This is a genomic window from Acidisoma cellulosilyticum, from assembly GCF_020621385.1.
Taxonomy (GTDB): Bacteria; Pseudomonadota; Alphaproteobacteria; order Acetobacterales; family Acetobacteraceae; genus Acidisoma; species Acidisoma cellulosilyticum.
In genome coordinates, this window is record NZ_JAESVA010000017.1 from 1 (window position 1) to 17,935 (window position 17,935).

Sequence of the window (17,935 nt, forward strand, 5' to 3'; positions counted from 1 at the left end):
AACGCGTTGCGACCACCTTGGCCGGATTCCACGTCATTGCCTTCGTCGGATATATGCTCAAACAAGCTGCGATACTCATGCAAGGTGCATGACACCCTCTAGGCTAGGCTAGGCTAGGCTGATTGAGCGGTGAACTGGCCGAGCGTCAGTTAAAGGGATCGCGAGCGGTTTTGCTCGGTGTATTTGACTTTATTCTGTCGGAAATTCGGCCTCGCCTTCGTCCTCTCCGCGCTGATCGGGCTCGAGCGCGAGATCCGGCAGAAAAACGCCGGTCTTCCGACCTTTACGCTGGTTGGCGTGGCGGCCGCTCTGTTCATGCTCGTCTCGAAATACGGCTTCATGGACGTCATCGAGACCTATCGTGTCGTCTGGACCCCTCCCGTGTGGCCGCCCAGGTTGTCTCCGGCATCGGCTTCGTGGGCGCCGGGGTCATCTTCATGCGCCGTGACGTGGTGCGCAGTCTCGCGACGGCAGCGTCTGTTTGGGTGAGAGCCATGATTCGATTGCCCTTCTCAGCATGCAGCAATCTCAAGATCCGCGCGAGTATAGCCATGGCAAACTCGTCTTTGGCGTCGGGCATTAGCTTGGTGGTTCCTCCCGCGCCCACCGCTTGCCTGGCCGGGAAATGATCAAATTGTCCAAGACAGGAGAATAACATCCGGCCTCCACCTTAGTGGCCGAGCTTTCTGAAATCCGGTCTAACGACACGCGCCCCGAGAAGATGGAGCCTCTATGAATACACACATCACTCGTGATGGCACGGAACTGTTTTTCAAAGACTGGGGAACTGGAAGACCTGTGATCTTCGCCCACGAATGGCCGCTGAGCAGCGATATGTGGGAATATCAAATGACATACCTTGCCGATCGAGGGTGCCGTTGCATCGCTTATGATCGTCGCGGCTTTGGCCGCTCCAGCCAGCCTTGGCGCGGCTACGACTACGACACGTTTGCCGACGATCTAGCGTCTTTGATGCAATCCCTGGATGTCATCGACGGTGTCTTGATTGGTTCATATACGGGATGCGGGGACGTCGCCCGATATATCGGCAGGCATGGGTCGGGCCGACTGGCTAAGACCGTTTTGATCGGCGGATTGCCGCCAAATCCCCTTCGAACTGCGGCAAATCTCAGTGGCGTAGAAAAAGCGATGTTTGACCAAGTGCGCGCATCGATCGCCGAAAATCGACAGAGCTTTCTGTCTAATTACGGTCACGGCCTATATCGAGCGCCGCAGATCGGCGCAGTTGTTCCGGCAGGCGTCCTTGAGTGGACCTTTGCTATGGCTGTCCAAGCTTCGCCGCGGGCGACCTACGACTCAATCACGGCTCTCTGCGAAGCTGATTTCAGTGCAGATTTTCAGCGCTTTGACTTACCGACGCTGATAATGCACGGCGGCCGAAGCTTTTTGGGCGAAACAGACGCGGGCCTTGAGTTGAAGAAGGCCATTCCGCATGCGGTATTGGCGGTCTACAATGATGCGCCGCAGGCTATTTGGCTGACACATAAGGAGAAGTTGAACGAAGATCTCTTCGCCTTTATCGATGCCGATCAGGGTGACTTCTAGCCTGAAGGCAAGAGGACGTGCTGGAAGGTCTTTCAGAGATGCGTTGTAGAGAAATGTTTCGAAATTAGCTTGTTCGAGCCTAGTTGAAGCCCGGGTTCCAATTCACACAGAACGGCGCGGCAAATCACCGCTCGCCGAGAGGTTGCTCCGAACAATGTCTGAGCGGACTATAAAATTTGGTCCATTCACGTGCTTTCCCGCACAACAGAGGTTGATGCTTGGTAATGAGCCCGTGCGGTTGGGAAGTCGGGCACTAGATTTGCTCTTCGCCTTCCTGGAACGCCCAGGCGAGCTCGTTAGCAAGGACGAACTCATATCCCGCGTTTGGCCAGACACGACTGTTGATGAGGTTAACCTTCGCGTACACATCTCTCTGCTTCGACGAGCCCTTGGTGAAACACAGAAGGGCGGAGCATTTATGGTAACTGTGCCGGGGCGCGGCTATCGTTTTGTCTGCCCCGTCGATGACACAAACTCCGTGCAAGCCCCTCAAGCGCCTCAACCTCGGTCGGTAGCGTCCGCTGTTCCATTCCCTCTTGATCACCTAATCGGTCGTGAGGAAATTGTGGCCGCTGTGGTGGCTCAACTAGCATCGCGGCGGTTCGTAACCCTTCTTGGCCCAGGCGGTATCGGTAAAACGGCCGTGGCCCTTGCAGTGGCAGGAGCAGTGACATCCGTTTATCCCGACGGAATCTTCTTTGTCGATTTGGCTGTGTTAGATGATCCTGGCAGAGTGCCAGCCGCTGTCGGCGTCTCACTAGGAATTTCGACGTTCGCGGACGATCCGACCCCAGGTGTCCTTGCCAAGCTCGCCAACCGACGGGCTTTGATCATCCTCGACAATTGCGAGCGGGTAATAGACGGAACCAATGTACTCGCTGAGCAACTCCTGCGATGCAGCAGTGGGTTGCATATCCTCGCCACAAGCCGCGAAAGATTGAGAGCTGAAGGCGAGTGGGTTCTCAACCTTCCATCTCTAGCCATGCCACCGCTCAAGTCGAATATGACTGCCGCGGAGGCAATTTCCTATCCAGCGGTCCAACTTTTTGTCGAACGTGCGACCGCCGTGAACAGTGCGTTTAGGCTGGTTGATGAAGACGCACCCGTGATTGCGGATTTATGCTCCCGCCTGGACGGCATCGCACTGGCGATAGAGCTCGCGGCCGGTCATGCTGGAACGTTCGACCTTCGCACTTTGCTGTCTCTAGTAGAAAATCGTTTCAAGCTCCTTTCACGGGGGCGCCGCACAGCGGTTCCACGGCATCAAACCATGCGCTCCGTTCTCGATTGGAGTTATGCTTTGACCTCGGACCAAGACCGCATGGTTCTACGGCGTCTCGCGGTCTTCAAAGGAGCCATAACTTTATCCGCAGCCCGGAAAATCGTCGCGGACGGTATCCTGGACGATGATACGCTTCTGGCAAGTCTGACGAATCTAGTCGACAAGTCTCTCGTAGCAACCGAGGTCAGCTCTCTTGGCATTCATTATCGGTTACTCGATACGACACGCGACTATGCCATTGAACGGCTCACAGAAAGTGGCGAACTAGAAGCGCTATTTTTACGTCATGCGCACTATTATATCGCGATTTTGCTGGATGCAGAGGCAAACTGGACCACGACGCCTTCAGCGGTATGGGTCACGACATTCAGCAGAGAGATGGGCAATATTCGCTCTTCTTTGGATTGGGCATTTTCTGAGAGCGGCGACACCCAACTGGCGATTAAGCTAGCTTCAGCCGCTGCCCCGATGCTCTTCGATTTGTCGATGGTTCAGGAAAGCCGACGGCGAGCTTCGCAAGCTCTAGATGCTCTCGCGGAGCAACAAGTGGTCGATGAGCCGGTTTCCATGCGCCTGCTTACGACCCTTGGTTCCGCGATGATGTACACGCCGGGACCGATTCCCAAAACGGTTGAAGTCTGGGAAAGGGTCGTAAGCCTGTCCAGAGCTCTGTCTGAGACCAGATTTGAAGCTCGTGCGCTTTGGGGATTATGGACTTCGGCTATCTATGGTGGGCGGCCCCGCGAAGCATATTCAATTGGAGTTCGCTATCGAAATTTGGCTCTTCGCATCCGGGATGAGGATAAGCGACGGCAGTCCGATAGGTTGCTTGGGGTGGGTCTCCATATGGCAGGCAAGCAACGGAGCGCGCTTAGACGCCTCGAACGAATGGCCACGACTTACGACCATGAGAACTTACGTTGGCATACTGTAGGCTTCCAGGTCGATCAGGGTCTTATGGTCCGTGCGACGCTTGCCAGAGTATTGTGGCTCGTCGGCTTGCCCGACCGCGCTAAGCAGCTAACAGAACAATCTCTCAAGTCTGCCGTTGTGCAGGGGCAGGTGATTACCTTGTGCTATTTTCTGGCGGAGGCGGCGATCCCGGTGGCTTGCTTTGCCGGGGAGTGGGAGGCAGCGAGAAGTGCGTTGGCGCTACTTCAGGAGACATCATCGCAAGGAGGTTTGGCCACCTGGCAACAGGTTGCCAACGGTGCAGAAATCGCCATTGCAGCGATGGAGGGGGCGACCGTAGCGCCTAGCCAGTTCGCCGAGGTGGTTTCAGCAGCACTGCGCACCGGCCACGGAGCGCATATACCTTGGATCTCATGCCTGATGGCCCAGGCCGCGCTCAATGCGGGTGAGAGCGTGACCGGCATAAACCTAGTGGAGACCGCGCTGCAGCACTGCGACCGCACAGGTGACCAGTGGTGTCGCCCTGAATTGCTCCGGCTAAAGGGAATGCTACTCGAAATGGCGCAACCAGATAGTTTAGCTGCCACTGCCTGCCTTGACGAAGCGCTGACGACCGCGCGACGTCAACAAGCGCTCGCCTGGGAGCTTCGAATCGTGACGAGCCAGGAAACGGCCTGCCTCCGCCGCGGAACTCAACCTCACCCTGCTGGAGGCTTGCGCTCCGTTTTTGAACGTTTCACTGAGGGCTTCGGAACCGCTGACCTGCGCGCCGCCCAGCATCTGTTGGGCCATTCAAATTCGACGCAGCCTCCTTTGCCAGTATCGACCGCTCAAACCTAACTATCTGATAAGATAAGATTATCGGAAGCATTTTGCGGCCTTAGGTGCGTCATACGGTGGTGGGACCGTAAACGCCGTAGCTACGGGTGATCTCCGCTTTCATAAAGAACAACATCGTTAAACACGCCTACCGTCAGGTTCTCATCCAGATTGGCGTGACATTTCACGTCAAGGATCTGCCATGACGACGTATGCACTGCCCCAATGGAGCAGTAGCCAGAGCGCAGACCACTCTGCTCAGGCTCTCGCCAGAACACTACATCTCGGGCCAACCATCACGCTCCAACCGGACGGTCGGCAAAGCCCACAAATTTCAATCACACGGTTGCGATGCGATGAAAATCGCGGAGGTAGGCGGATCTCGATACCGAATGACGACGGTTGGGCAGCAAATGTTCAATTGCGGTCGGTTCCACTGCGAGCGCTTTGGGTCGATGGAAAGCCTACGCCGAAAGCTCCCTATGAAGCTGGCACAACATGTATGCTGGATTTACGCAGAGACCTCGTTTGCTGCGTGAGCAGCCCGTTCGACTGTATCAGGATTGATTTGCCGCGCGCCGCCTTAGATGAGTTTGCTGATGAAATCGGAGCGGCCACTATAACGCATCTCAATTTCCGCCACGGCGTCGCAGTTGATGATGCAGTCTTGAAGAACATCGGCCAAAGCTTGCTGCCCGCCGTCGAACACCCCGAGACTGTTAACCATCTTTTCCTGGATTATATCTCCCTTGCTTTTAGAGCCCATGTCGCAACCATTTACGGAGGGCTGAATCAGCCTCGCTATACCAAGAACCAAGGCTTGGCCCCGTGGCAAACAAAACGTGCGACTGAAATGATGGAATCACGGTTAGAGGGGGATATCTCCTTCGCTGACGTCGCCCGAGAATGTCGCCTGTCCCGAAGCCACTTTGCCCGGGCGTTCAAACAATCGACAGGCTTTCCTCCCCATCGATGGCTTCAACAGCGCCGTGTGGAACATGCCAGAGACCTGCTTCTGAAAGATAAACTCACGCTCGCAGAAATTGCCGTTCGGTGTGGTTTCGCAGATCAAAGCCACTTCAATCGTGTATTTCTGAGCCATGCCGGAACTACCCCTGGGACGTGGCGTCGTCGGCACCGTTCAGCCCCTGCATATACGCCGAGCGTATCGAGCCATCTCGAGACGGCTTGCATATAGGTCGCCAAACTCAAGGCGAACCTCCCCAAGCGCGGCACACTGATTGGCTGTATGCCGCGCTCACACTCCGAGAGTGTCAGTGACCTCCGTGAGAGTGTTGGTAGACATTATAATGTTTACCGTAGAAATTTTTATGCTTTCTTTTATGAGCCTTTTTATATGGAGCACCTTCCAGTGTTGGATGGCCCTGGCTATCCACAGGCGAACCTGTAACTTGAGCAAAAGCCGAGTCGAATGACATCGGAACTGCAAGAACAAAGGCACTGAGTGTCGCGACAATTATAATCCGAGACATTGTGTTCTTTCTCTTAAAAATGCGCCGACTGAAGGTAGGTTCGCAGCCTCGAATTTGATTCGGAATTTTCTTCAATCGGCAGCGCATGAAGATGGTTCTCCACCGACTTTGACTGCGCATTTTATTTTAAAATCGCCTGGGAATTTTTATTGAACGAATGCGCGATTTTTGTCGGCACATCTCGGAATGGATATGACCGCTCTGCTGACAATATTCAGGCATTTTGGTCTTAGGCAGCGACCTCCTCATAGAGGGGATAGTCGGTATATCCCTTGGACCCACCATAGTAGAAGGTTGTCCGATCATAGGGATTGAGTGGAAGACCGTCACGAAACCGCCGAACCAAGTCTGGATTAGCGATGAAGTGTCGACCGAAGGCCACTAGATCCGCATCTCCGCCTTCGATGATTGCCTCGGCACTCGCTTGGTCAAAGCCACCCGCAGCAATAATCGGCCCACCAAAGTGGAACTTCAGGGCAGCAGCGGCGACCGCTGTTTGATCGCCCTTTTCAGTATTTCCGACAATGCGGGGTTCGATAATGTGCAGGTATCCAACACCCCGTGCCTTCAAACCGCGGGCGACGTAGCTGAACAAAGCCTCAGGATTGCTATCATGCATACCATTAAAACTGCCGCTCGGCCCTAGGCGCACACCGGTCCGCCCTGGCCCCCAGTAAGCCGCGACCGCATCCACGACATCGAACAGGAAGCGCGCCCGGTTCTCGATTGAGCCGCCATAGGCATCGGCTCTTTCGTTAGAGCCATCTTGAAGAAACTGGTCGATGAGATAGCCATTGGCGGCATGGATTTCGACACCGTCGAACCCTGCAGTCCTCGCCCGCACGGCCGCCTGGGCATATTGCCCAACGATTGTCGGGATTTCCTCCGTCGCGATGGCCCGAGCCGGTGTGACCGGTCCCGGACCATTTTCCAGCAACGCATTGAGGGTCAAGTCTGACTTCGATGGCGTTATCGGAGACCCGCCACCAGGTTGTAGGTCGGAATGCGATACGCGCCCGACGTGCCAAAGCTGCAGCAAAATTTTGGCGCCCTTCGCGTGGACGGCATCAGTTACTTTACGCCAGCCCGCTACCTGCTCGTCATTCTCGATTCCAGGAGAGCCGTAGCCACCATTCCCCTGTCTTGTGATGAAGGTTGCCTCTGAAATCAGTAGTCCGCCCAGCGTTGCCCGCTTGGCGTAGTAATCCACCATCATGGGGCCGGGAATGTTCCCAGGGGTTCTGGACCTCATGCGGGTCAGTGGCGCGAGCACGACGCGATGAGACAGCTCAAATGCTCCAATCTGAATCGGAGAAAGTAAGGTTGCCATAGCGATTACCCTCCTATTTCCTCAAACTGGATTTTCTTCGATCGCGTCCACGCGCTCCGGATAAAACGCGAGATGATCTTTTATCTCCGCTACCGCTTCGAATGGCGCCTCATAGGTCCAGATTGCGTCAGTCGAACCTCTGCCACCTGCGGGTATGGAGAAATACGCCGCATCACCCTTGTAGGGGCAGTAGGTCTCCGTGGCGGAACGCTCCAATGCGTCCATCGAAACATCCTTCCTTGGGATGTATTGGACCGGGGGATAGTGCGCTTCACGCAGAATCAGAGCGTCAGTCGTATCGGCAATCACGGTCCCGCCAAGCATCACGGTGACACGCTTTGGATTCCGCTCAATGGTAATGGGATGATCAGGACCAGGAATTTTAATCGTTTTCGTAGACAAGGGTCGTCTCCTTGCTTGTCGATGGATATCGATCAGTTTGGGAAATTGCTGCCGAACATGGGGAGGCCGCTGACCGAGGACGCCAGCGTCGCTTCATCCTGCAAGACGTCCCAATGTTCGGCGAGCAGACCATTCTCAATGCGCAGGATATCAACACCAACCCACGCAGCCGGACGGCCATTTCCGGAGAAACGCCCATGAACCATGACGAAGTTCTCTTCGGCGAGGATCAGTCCATGCTCGTAGCGGAGCGTGTTCGGTACCGAACGAATTAAGTCGAAAAGGCCTTCACGCCCCGGCGCGATATGGGCGCTGTGCTGGATGTAGTCAGGTGACCAGAAATGCCAGGCCGTGTCGTAATCTCGCTTATTGAACAAAGTGTCGAATGCCTGGATCACGAAGGCTTTGTTCGCTTCGGTCACGCTGATTGTCATGGCTGCTGTCTCCGATCAGGCCGCCACAGCGGCGTCGTAGGACGGAAAGTCGGTGTAATGACGCTCGTCTCCACCCCAGAATGCCTCTCGCACGTAGGGCGTGAGAGGCAGGTTCTTCAGGAAGCGCTGCGGCAAATCCGGATTGGATGTGAAATAGCGCCCGAAAGCGATTGCATCGGCATCACCGCGTGCCACGGTAGCCTCTGCACCGTCGTGGTCGAAACCACCGGCGGCGATGATTGGCCCTTTGAACACGCCGCGTAGGAAGGACGACGCGACCGGCGCCTGGCCCTCGTGGATCGTCTCCACGCCGCTTACCCGCGGCTCGATGATATGCAGATAAGCGAGACCGTATTGGTTCAGATGCCCCGCGAAGGCGCCGAAGGTCGCCTCGGGATCACTGTCCGAGATTGAACCCCATGTACCGCTCGGCGAGACACGGACTCCGACACGGCTAGCACCGAAGACTGAGATCAGGGCCTCGGTCAGTTCCGTCGAGAAGCGCATCCGGTTTGCGATCGACCCACCATAGGCGTCCGTCCGCTTGTTGGTGCCGTCCTGTAGGAATGTATCGGCCAGATAGCCGTTCGCGTTGTGCAGTTCGATGCCGTCGAAGCCCGCGTCTTTCGCGCGCAGCGCGCCTTGGCGGAAGCTTTCAACGAGCGTGGGGATTTCCGCGATGTCCACGGCACGATGCGGAGAGACCGGGACCCAACCATTCTGGGTCAGGGCCTGGCCCTCGAAGGGCACCACCGACGGCGCGATCGGCGCTTTGCCGTCACTGAGGTCGACATGGCTTTGACGACCATCATGGGCAATCTGCATGACCATAAGACCGCCCTTGGCGTGGACCGCATCGGTAATCTGGCGCCAGCCCTCAACATGGGCGTCCGTGTAGATGCCGGGCGCACCGATATAGCCGCGGCTGTCATGGGACGGGTGAGCGGACTCCGTGATGATCAGGCCACCCTGGGACGCCCGCTGGCCATAATACGCCACCATCATCGGGCTTGGCGTTTCGTCATCCAGAGCACGCAGGCGCGTTGTCGGCGCGTGAATGACGCGGTGCTGTAGCGTGAGAGCCCCTATGGTGACGGGTGAAAAGAGATTGGACATTTGATAGGCCTTCCGACAGGCCAGCGTGGCCGATGACGGTCACGCTGGCCCCTTGTGGGATGGAAACGTTAGAGTTTGGATCCGCCGTCGACACGGAGCGTATCGCCGGAAACCCAGCGAGCGGCGTCGGAGGCCAAAAAGGCAATGGCGCCCGCAATATCATCAGGCTGAGCCACACGCTTCAGGGCCTGGATGCCGAGCGTGAAATCGCGCCCCGCATCGGTCTTCGCGAAATTCGACATATCTGTCGCAACGACGCCGGGGGCGACCGCATTCACCCGAATGCCCTGCGGCCCGAGGATCGCCGCGAAATGCTTCACCAGGGTGTCGATCGCGCCCTTGGTCGCGGCATAGGCCGAGAGATTGCCGACCGCCGCATGCGCCGCGAGCGAGGACGTAAAGATCACGCTGGAGCCGTCCTTCAAGATCGGCAGCAACTGCTGCACCAGGAAGAACGGCGCGCGGACATTGACGGCAAACTGCGCATCGAAATCCTTCACCGTCGTTTCCTCGATCGTCGCCCCGGTCGAAATACCGGCATTGGCAACCAGGATATCGAGCCGCTCACCGACGATCTCGCGCACCTTGGCCGCCAGTTCATGCGGGCCATTGGGCGCGGCAAGGTCGGCGCCGATTGCTTCGGCGCGGCCACCGGCTGCCCGGATCTCCTCGACGGCCGACTGCGCTTCGGCAGCGTTACGCCCATAATGGACCAGAACCTGGGCACCGGCCTTGGCGAGAGCGAGGGCCGCAGCACGGCCAATGCCGCGCGAGCCGCCGGTGACGAGAGCAGTTTTTCCGTTGCAGGGTGTCATGATGAAACTCCTTGTCTTGATGCGTCACGGTCATGAAGACCGGCGCGGATTGGTGTCGAATTAAGAGAGGTCAGGCGTCGAGAAACAGGCCGACATGGGCGACGAAGATCTCGGGATACTGGTATTGCGATCCGTGATTGGCGTCGGGATAGAGGATGAGCTGCGCGTCCGGGATGTTCTGCTGCAGGATCACGGAGTTGGACGTGTAGATGATGACGTCATTGTCACCGTTGACGACCAGGGTCGGTTGCGTAATCGCCTTCAGATAAACAAACGGATTCTCACGCGGCTCCCCCCATTTCCCGAGCGCTGCGATTTGGGCCGGTGCCACCTTCTCGCTCACCTCGGGGTCACGTCCCTCGACGCGCAGACGGAAGCGCTTCAGAAACTCATGCGCCTTGGCCTGGCTCTTCTTCGATTCCGTGAAGAAGACATGCGCCCATAGTTCGTCTGGCTCGCTATAGGTCGCACCGAAGATCGACTGTGCCTCAGGCGTCAGTGTTGCCATGCCGTCGCCGGAGCGCGGGCCTGTGCCGACCAGAATGAGCTTGCGCACAAGGTCCGGCGCCTGAAGCGTGATTTCCTGCGCAATCAATCCGCCGAGCGAGAAGCCGAGCACGTCGACCTTATCGAGCGCTAAGGCTCGGATGAAGGCAACGGCGTTGGCCGCCATCTCTTCGATCGACGTCGGCACGTCACCGGACGAGCTTGAGATGCCTGCGTTGTTGAAGAGGATAATTTCCCTGCCTGCAGCCAGCCCATCCGTCACCAAAGGATCCCAATGATCCATGGTGCCGGTGAAATGCATATTCATGACGAGCGGCACGCCGCCTGTTTTACCGAAGCGGCGATAGGCAAAGCGAATGCCGTTTGCTTCAGTGTACTGCGTCGGTGCCGTTTGATGTGTGTGAGACATGGCTATTCTCTGTGCGATGTGTGACTGTGTCTTCAGGCGGAGAAGCTGGGGCGAGCGCTCACCGCGGCGTACCACCGATGCGTTGCCTCGTTTTCGCCAGGGATCGCGATAGACAGGGCCTTGGTCGCAAAGTCGACAGTCACGACCGCAGTGATGTCTGCGATTGAAAACGTATTGCCAGCGACGAAGTTGTTTGCGGCCAGTCGCTGCTCAAGATCCGCGTAGAAATCACGAACCCGCTCTTTCCCACGCTCGACGAGCGCCGGAATCTGCTCATAGAAGTGCGGACCCGAGATCGCCCGCCCGGCAAGACCGGAGGCCGCGTTGCGCACCGTTTCCATCACGGCGGCGAAGCCTTCGAGTTCCATGCGCCGATCCCACATGCCGATCAGCGCTTTCTCCTTCGGTGTGGTGCCACCAAGCTGATGCGCCGGGAAAGCTTCCTCCAGATAGCGCTGGATCGCTGGCACTTCGCCGATCGCTGTGCCGTCTTCCAGCACCAGGGTTGGAACGACCTTTCGCGGATTGATCATGGCATAGGCGTCGGAGAACTGTTCCTTGGACCCAAGATCAACGGGAACCAGTTCGGCCGGAATGCCGCGTTCCGAGAGATAGATGCGGACGCGACGGGAATTCGGCGACGCATTCGACTGATGGAGTTTCAAAACTTCGGACATGATGCCCTCCTCATTTTCAGATTGATTAACCGGCGGTTTTGCCGCCGTCGGCGGTGACGATTTGACCTGTGACAAACGAAGCGGCGGGCGAAGCCAGGAACAGGATGGCCGCGGCCACCTCCTCTGGGCGACCGACCCGTCCAAGCGGCACGCCGGAGGCCAGGGCTGCCTTGCGTTCCTCGGTGCCGGTGAAGCGGTCCAGCATGCCCGTGTCGGTCGGACCAGGTGCGACGGCATTGACCCGCACACCGTAAGGGGCAGCCTCGAGTGCCAGGGATTTCGTCAGTCCCTCGACCGCGTGCTTGCTTGCGGCATAGATCGAAGCACCTGCCGCACCTTCATGCCCATAGGTGGAAGACACGTTGACGACGTTGCCGAAGCCCTGAGCTTGCATGACACGAAGCTCGTGCTTCGCGCTGAGCAGCGTGCCGAGAACGTTGGTGTCGAAAGTAGCGGCGTAGCTTTCCGCCGTTTGTTCGCTGATCGGTCCCGGCCTGCCCTCCGTCCCGGCATTGTTCACCGCCGCGTCGATGCGGCCGAAGCGCTCGACCGTGGCATCGACCAACGCACGCACGTCTTCTTCGTGACGCACATCGGCGCGGATGAACGCCACCTCGGAGCCCAGACCTCGCAGCATGGCAGCCAATGCCTCGCCCGTCTCGGCATTGCGACCAGCGATGACCAGCTTGTGGCCTTGATGGGCCGCTGCGAAAGCCACAGCCCGGCCGATGCCGGTCAAGGCGCCTGTGATCAAAATGACTTGCTTATTCATGGCTAAACTCATGATCTCTATTGTTAAAATAGCCGCTCAGATTTGATTGAGAGAGCGTCCGATGGTGAAGCGGTCGGCATCTGCGGCTTTCCGTTGACGCAATCTCTGATGCATCTACGAGGACTTGGATAAGACTTTGTTAGTCCGTGACCGATGCCTATGAGGCATGGGGCGTGAGGTCAGCTATCCAGCCGTCAATAGCCAAAGCATGGAGGGGTGTGAGCCTTACGTGACACAGTCAAAGCGTCCGCGCGGCTTCTGCCCCCATTTCCTTCGCTGCAGGTTTGCCTCAGCTAACCGGCCAGGCAGGGCCAAGAGCTCAGGCTTTTCGTTCCGGAATAATTAGACAAAGGCTCAGATTTGGATTGGACGTCCGTCTCGTATTTTGGATGGTACGTGCAAATCTGGAGTGGCAGTACGCCCCCAAGGTGACGACGTTATTTCGGCAGATTGCAGTCATCTCGTCCAATAGCGATCCGTGTCCGCTGCACTAAAGAGAGCCCATCGCCTGCAGTTGAACCCGATGAACGAGTAAAGGTCATTAGAAATCAGACTAAGCACCTTAGTTCGATTTGAAAAAATATTAATGTCCGTCTGCGAGAGTTCAAATTGAGCGGATACTGCGACGCCCCAAATTCAAATAGAGAGAGCTGTCATGCCATTGTTGGTTTTCAATCTCGTTCAGGGTCGTTCTGAACCAGAAGTAAGAAATATCGCCGACGTCGCGCACGAAGTCTTGGTGAGAACGTTCAAGGTTCACCCAAGAGACCGATACCAGATCATCAACCAGAGGCCTATGGCGCACCTGATAGCTGAAGATACTGGGTTAGGTTTTAATCGGTCGGCGAATCTGCTCATTCTTCAGATGTTCAGCCGCCCTCGCTCGGTCACTGAGAAGACAGAATTCTACAAACAGATGAGCGACGATCTGGCCCTTTACTGTAAAATCGAACCCACTGACCTTATTATCTCCATCGTGCAAAATTCGGACGAGGACTGGTCATTCGGACGTGGTGAAGCCCAGTTTCTCACGGGTGCACTGTAACGCTGGCATTGAAGAAGATTTTTTATCGTCAGTGGCGAAGTGAAGATTGGCTTCACGATTTTTAACGAGATAGATGGTTTGAGGAGGGTCTAATTTCTCGCTTCTCCTCAGGCATTTTGCCTAGTCGACGAAACACGCTTGTGGATGTTCCGTATTCTGCGCGATTAGGCCATTTTAGCTTCATGACCTGTGACGGTGAGCGAGAAAGTAGTTGGTTCCTACGTCAGAAAGTCGCAGAGAGGCATCAGGTCCTCAGTCGAGCACCAACTGGCCCGGCTGCAATGAGTTTGTCGAGACCTGCCAAAAATGCCTTCAGAACAGGAGAGGCATTGTCCTGACGATAGCCGATGGCAAGGTCAATCGTCGGAGCGTCACCCTTTAGCGGACGGCTTACAACGGACCAGGGCAGCAAGGGTTCGACATAGGTCGGGAGCAGCGCTACTCCACGGGTCGAGGCGACAAGAGAGACGCCTGTGCCGAAATTATCAATAAAATGGCTCGGCGTGATGGTGACCTCGTGTAGCTTCAGATAGTCGTCGACAACTTCACGCAGGACATGCGGCACGTCAGAAAAGCCGATGAAGATCTCAGACTCCAGATCGTGAGGGTCGATCTCTTTCAGAATTGCAAGTCGATGGTCGCTAGGGAGAACTGCAACCAGAGGCTCCTTAGCAATCACTCGATAGGTGACGCCCGGCCTGGGCTCGACCCGCAGGAAGCCAAGGTCGATTTCGCCACGCTGAAGCGCCTCGGCGAGATCCGGCGAGTAGAGGCTTGTAACCTTGAACTCGATACGTGGCAGTTCAGCCCGCAAGATGTTTGTGACTTGGGGTAGCCAGTCAACCTCCTGGCCGGTCAGGAAGCCAACAGAAAAGACGGCTTTGGCGGGGCGGGAGGCGCGTCGGGCGGCCTGTATGGCTTCTTCAGCTTGCGCCAGTGCAAGGCGAGCATGTTCCAGAAAGGCCTTTCCAGCGGGCGTCAACTGGATCCCTCGCGCGCTCCGCGTGAAGAGCTGCGCACCGACCTCCTCTTCAAGGTCCCTCAATTGCCGACTGAGCGAGGGCTGTGCTGTATGAAGGCGCTTCTCAGCCGCAACGGTCAGGCTTCCCTCCTCCGCAACAGCCACAAAATAGCGAAGGTGCCTTAGCTCCATGACCTCTTGCCTCAATGGTATCAGCCACGGGCATACAAAGTCCCGCCATTCCTTTCAATATGGAGACATCGGAGTAATGAAGAGGGGCGCCCCAGCCGCGGATCGGGATTACACTACCAATTAACGAGACCTCCAGGGGACCGACAGCCACTACGTCTCGTCGCAAACCATGGGTCAGCTATCGACCTATTTAGGACATTACATAGCGCACTCTCAATGTCCGGTATCGGGAAAAGCGGAGTGGCCGGTTCGAGCCGTCGCACCCGTGGAAGCAGACATGGTCTAACCGAAATGGAAGCGAGCCGCGTCTTTCAGAACGGAATATCGTCGTCAGGGCTAGGTCGGGGCGGCGGCAAAGCCACACTTTCGGATGACTCGATTCTCGTAACCAACTTCGGCGCTGATGCCGCCACGGTGTCGAAGCCGATAACGCCGAAGTCAGCCTCTGATCTCGGCGAACGCATGATCCTCGTGCCTCAGCAACTTAATACGAACCTAAAAGACGATGAAGTGAAGGCGTTCATCGCGGAGCACTTCAGGCCCTACCTCAACGTCGTGGTAATTGTGCCGTCGACCAAGCGTGCCGCGTATTGGGCAGATGTGGCGACGCCGGGTATGACACTGCTGGCGAACAACCTCCAGGAAGGGGTAGAGCGTCTGCGTTCCTCGATCGGGAACCTAGCAGCTCTGGTGAACAAGTACGACGGTGTCGACCTCCCAGATGACGCCTGTCGCCTCTTGGTAATCGATGGTGTTCCCGACACGCGCAGCCTTCTGGACCGCTATGACCAAGGCACGCTTCATGACAGCGACCGGACGCTGGCGGGTCAGATTCAACGAATCGAACAGGGTATGGGTCGGGGCATTCGATCCAACGACGACTACTGTGCCGTCACGCTAATGGGGCCGCAGCTTATACGTTCCCTCTATGCTACCGGCGCGTCAGCCCACTTCTCGCCTGCCGCGGCAGCTCAGGTGGAGTTGTCGAGACTGGTGAGCACCCAGGTAGCCAACCGCGGAATGTTTGCGGTCCACGAAGCCTTTTACGATCAGTGGCACCGCGATCCGGATTGGATGGCTGCTGCTAAGAACGCCCTCATTGAAATCACCTACTCAGACGAAACAACTGTCGACCCCATCGCAAAAGCGCAGCGGCAGGCATTCGATGCTGTCCGGCTTCGGCGATACGATGTTGCAGAAACGGCCTTGCGGGCTGCCGAAGCTGGTTCGACGGACCGGAGGGTGAAGGGGTGGCTACTCGATCAGATCGCCGCTGCTGTGCATCCTATGGACCCAGGCAAGTCGCAGCAAATTCTCCAATCGGCCATCGATAGCAACGGCATCGTAACGAAGCCCATCGGCGGGGTCGTCTACAAGCGCGTCGATACGACGGGGATGGATCAGGCGCGACAGGCCATCCAGTATCTCAAAGACACTTACGGCGGCGATGCCAATCGGCTCATGATCGGCGTCAATGGCGCCCTGAACGACCTCATGTTCGTACGAGAGGAATCTGAGGCATTTGAGCAAGCTCTCTATGAATTGGGTCTGCACATCGGCTTCCGAGCCCAACGGCCAGAAAGAGAGGGTGTCACCAAACTTGATGTTCTGTGGGGGATTGGACATGGCGTCTACCTCCTGCTGCGCTGCAAAAGCGGGGCAGTGTCAGCGACGATTTCTAAGACCTACAGTGATGAAGTTAGCGGTTCTGCAAATTGGTTCGCCAAGGCGTATGACCACACCTTCAGGGCAACGCCGGTAATCGTTCATCCGTCCGCGACGCTAGACGCGCTGGCAACCCCGCCGCCGAACCTCAAGGTCATGACGAAGGTGCAGATCGACACACTACAGGCTCGGGTACGGAGCTTTGCTCACTCGGTAAAAGACCGACTGAATGAACCTGCTCAGGTGCGATTTGCTCTATCAGCTAACTACCTGCTTGGTGAGCATTTCGTACAGAACAATACAGTCGTTCCGAAGAAACTTCAGTAAAACTTTTAAGTTTCCGAACCTTTACGGACAATGATGATGGCGAGAAAGCGCAGTGAGACGCATCTCACGGAGGATGCGTCCGAGGTTATTGTCGGTAAGCTCCTTCCTATGCCAGGGGTTAAACACATGCTTGCGACTGGCACTCACGACTAGTCCGCTTTTTTGCGCCCCTGACATCGCGCCCGAATGCCGGACTGGGCGCCAAGCGGCCATTCCGGCCGAAACCCTGAGTGACCGCTTTCCCCCCAAAGCCGCACCAGCCGTTATCGACCCAACTACAACATCGACCACCGAAGCGGCTCGTCTTTAAAGCAGACATTGCCTTATCTGCTCATTCCGCTCGGTTAGCGAAGGCGTGCGGAAAGAAGATCTATAAAGACGCGTAGCTTAGGAGAGATCTTTTTGCAGGGAGGCCAAAGAATGGTGAGTTGGCGAGGTGTTGAATTCCACTGAGAGTTGGGCTCTTCCGCATAAAGCGTGCAGGCTGGGAGGCATATTTTAAATTTCCGCAGATTTGTCCGGAAGGTTTCGCGCGGACGACATCCCAAAGATGCTTTTCTCCTGCCGCAACGCCTGTTTGACCAAAAACGCTGTTGAAATCGACAAGGTCGGCCATTCGGGTGCGGGATTTTGCACGCTTTATGCGGAAGAGCCCAACTCTCAGTGGAATTCAACATCTATAGCAACGGAGTTCAGCGGCGAGTTCTTCAAGGGTTTCATCATCTGGTATTTCATCTGGATTATGGCTGGTCCGCGTTTCGGGGCAAGGAAACGCCGTTTGTCAGGTTCTGGCTACGCCTACAAGAAAGCTCAGACTAAGGCGAACTAAATCTAAACGCTCGGCCTCTCTTTTCGGCAACGCCTATCGCTGGATAAGCCAGTGAGAACTGAGCAACTTTGATATTATCATTTGCTGTTGCGCGCTGATCAACGAATGCTTTCCGGATGGATTCCAGGAGAACTATCATTTTATGACCGTCCTACACATCGCTGCAGTTCTTGGATTACGGAAGACTGAAACTTGATCTGCCAGCTATCACCGGCGTGCCGCTGTTCCATAATGATCAGCTGCAAACATGCGCAGTAATTATGCGCTAACGCCGTCAGCGAGCTTGGCGGGATACTCGAGTGCTGCGGCCGCTTGCCCCTTTTTAAACGGCGATGGTCGTTGACCATTATCGCTCTGACCTGGCCGTGATTTCCATCATTAT

The 17,935-nt window shown here is 56.5% G+C and carries 16 protein-coding genes and 2 pseudogenes; 8 read left to right on the top strand and 10 right to left on the bottom strand.

The genetic code is table 11. The features are described 5' to 3' along the window. Nucleotides 1-177: 177 nt before the first annotated feature. The 4 genes and pseudogenes from ACELLULO517_RS26500 to ACELLULO517_RS26515 all read left to right on the top strand — a co-directional run. A pseudogene (locus ACELLULO517_RS26500) lies at nt 178-518 on the top strand (MgtC/SapB family protein); the annotation flags it as partial. 214 nt (nt 519-732) lie between these two features. Beyond that, a complete protein-coding gene (locus tag ACELLULO517_RS26505; protein WP_227310555.1) occupies nt 733-1,566 on the top strand; it encodes an alpha/beta fold hydrolase in 834 nt (277 codons plus the stop codon). Nucleotides 1,567-1,780: 214 nt separating this feature from the next. After that, nucleotides 1,781-2,005, top strand: a pseudogene (locus ACELLULO517_RS29120) (winged helix-turn-helix domain-containing protein); the annotation flags it as partial. A gap of 126 nt (nt 2,006-2,131) precedes the next feature. Continuing rightward, complete coding sequence (locus tag ACELLULO517_RS26515) at nt 2,132-4,600, top strand: ATP-binding protein (RefSeq protein ID WP_227310628.1); 2,469 nt, start codon at nt 2,132-2,134, stop codon at nt 4,598-4,600. A 562-nt stretch (nt 4,601-5,162) separates the two neighbouring features. Here the strand turns inward: ACELLULO517_RS26515 and ACELLULO517_RS26520 are convergent. After that, nucleotides 5,163-5,306: a hypothetical protein gene (locus ACELLULO517_RS26520; protein WP_227310629.1), complete on the bottom strand. Its 144-nt coding sequence runs from the start codon at nt 5,304-5,306 to the stop codon at nt 5,163-5,165. A 129-nt stretch (nt 5,307-5,435) separates the two neighbouring features. On the opposite strand from ACELLULO517_RS26520, the gene ACELLULO517_RS29125 reads away from it, so the two are divergent. Then, a complete protein-coding gene (locus tag ACELLULO517_RS29125; RefSeq protein WP_227310624.1) occupies nt 5,436-5,777 on the top strand; it encodes a helix-turn-helix domain-containing protein in 342 nt (113 codons plus the stop codon). Nucleotides 5,778-6,301: 524 nt separating this feature from the next. Here the strand turns inward: ACELLULO517_RS29125 and ACELLULO517_RS26530 are convergent. The 8 genes from ACELLULO517_RS26530 to ACELLULO517_RS26565 form a co-directional block, all read right to left on the bottom strand. Further along, nucleotides 6,302-7,402: an alkene reductase gene (locus ACELLULO517_RS26530; protein WP_227310556.1), complete on the bottom strand. Its 1,101-nt coding sequence runs from the start codon at nt 7,400-7,402 to the stop codon at nt 6,302-6,304. Nucleotides 7,403-7,423: 21 nt separating this feature from the next. Next, a complete protein-coding gene (locus ACELLULO517_RS26535; RefSeq protein WP_227310557.1) occupies nt 7,424-7,804 on the bottom strand; it encodes a DUF427 domain-containing protein in 381 nt (126 codons plus the stop codon). Nucleotides 7,805-7,836: 32 nt separating this feature from the next. After that, nucleotides 7,837-8,238: a nuclear transport factor 2 family protein gene (locus ACELLULO517_RS26540; protein ID WP_227310558.1), complete on the bottom strand. Its 402-nt coding sequence runs from the start codon at nt 8,236-8,238 to the stop codon at nt 7,837-7,839. 15 nt (nt 8,239-8,253) lie between these two features. Continuing rightward, on the bottom strand, nt 8,254-9,354 hold the full coding sequence (locus ACELLULO517_RS26545; RefSeq protein WP_227310559.1) for an alkene reductase: 1,101 nt from the start codon (nt 9,352-9,354) through the stop codon (nt 8,254-8,256). A gap of 68 nt (nt 9,355-9,422) precedes the next feature. Continuing rightward, on the bottom strand, nt 9,423-10,169 hold the full coding sequence (locus tag ACELLULO517_RS26550) for an SDR family NAD(P)-dependent oxidoreductase (RefSeq protein WP_227310560.1): 747 nt from the start codon (nt 10,167-10,169) through the stop codon (nt 9,423-9,425). Between the two features lie 70 nt (nt 10,170-10,239). Beyond that, nucleotides 10,240-11,085 (bottom strand): alpha/beta fold hydrolase, encoded by an 846-nt coding sequence (locus ACELLULO517_RS26555; RefSeq protein WP_227310561.1) that lies wholly within the window; start codon nt 11,083-11,085, stop codon nt 10,240-10,242. A 32-nt stretch (nt 11,086-11,117) separates the two neighbouring features. Further along, the gene (locus ACELLULO517_RS26560; protein WP_227310562.1) at nt 11,118-11,762 is read right to left on the bottom strand and encodes a glutathione S-transferase family protein; all 645 of its coding nucleotides are present in this window, start codon (nt 11,760-11,762) and stop codon (nt 11,118-11,120) included. 25 nt (nt 11,763-11,787) lie between these two features. Continuing rightward, nucleotides 11,788-12,534, bottom strand: coding sequence for an SDR family NAD(P)-dependent oxidoreductase (locus tag ACELLULO517_RS26565; protein ID WP_227310563.1), 747 nt, complete (start codon nt 12,532-12,534; stop codon nt 11,788-11,790). Between the two features lie 655 nt (nt 12,535-13,189). Here ACELLULO517_RS26565 and ACELLULO517_RS26570 point away from each other — a divergent pair. Beyond that, entirely contained in the window at nt 13,190-13,579 is a 390-nt protein-coding gene (locus ACELLULO517_RS26570; RefSeq protein ID WP_227310564.1) for a tautomerase family protein, read from the top strand. 244 nt (nt 13,580-13,823) lie between these two features. On the opposite strand, the gene ACELLULO517_RS26575 is transcribed toward ACELLULO517_RS26570, so the two are convergent. After that, on the bottom strand, nt 13,824-14,732 hold the full coding sequence (locus ACELLULO517_RS26575; RefSeq protein ID WP_227310565.1) for a LysR family transcriptional regulator: 909 nt from the start codon (nt 14,730-14,732) through the stop codon (nt 13,824-13,826). A gap of 240 nt (nt 14,733-14,972) precedes the next feature. Between ACELLULO517_RS26575 and ACELLULO517_RS26580 the strand changes: the two genes are divergently transcribed. Together ACELLULO517_RS26580 and ACELLULO517_RS26585 are read left to right on the top strand one after the other, a co-directional pair. After that, complete coding sequence (locus ACELLULO517_RS26580) at nt 14,973-16,724, top strand: helicase C-terminal domain-containing protein (RefSeq protein WP_227310566.1); 1,752 nt, start codon at nt 14,973-14,975, stop codon at nt 16,722-16,724. Between the two features lie 550 nt (nt 16,725-17,274). Next, entirely contained in the window at nt 17,275-17,553 is a 279-nt protein-coding gene (locus ACELLULO517_RS26585; protein WP_227310567.1) for a hypothetical protein, read from the top strand. Nucleotides 17,554-17,935: the final 382 nt, after the last annotated feature.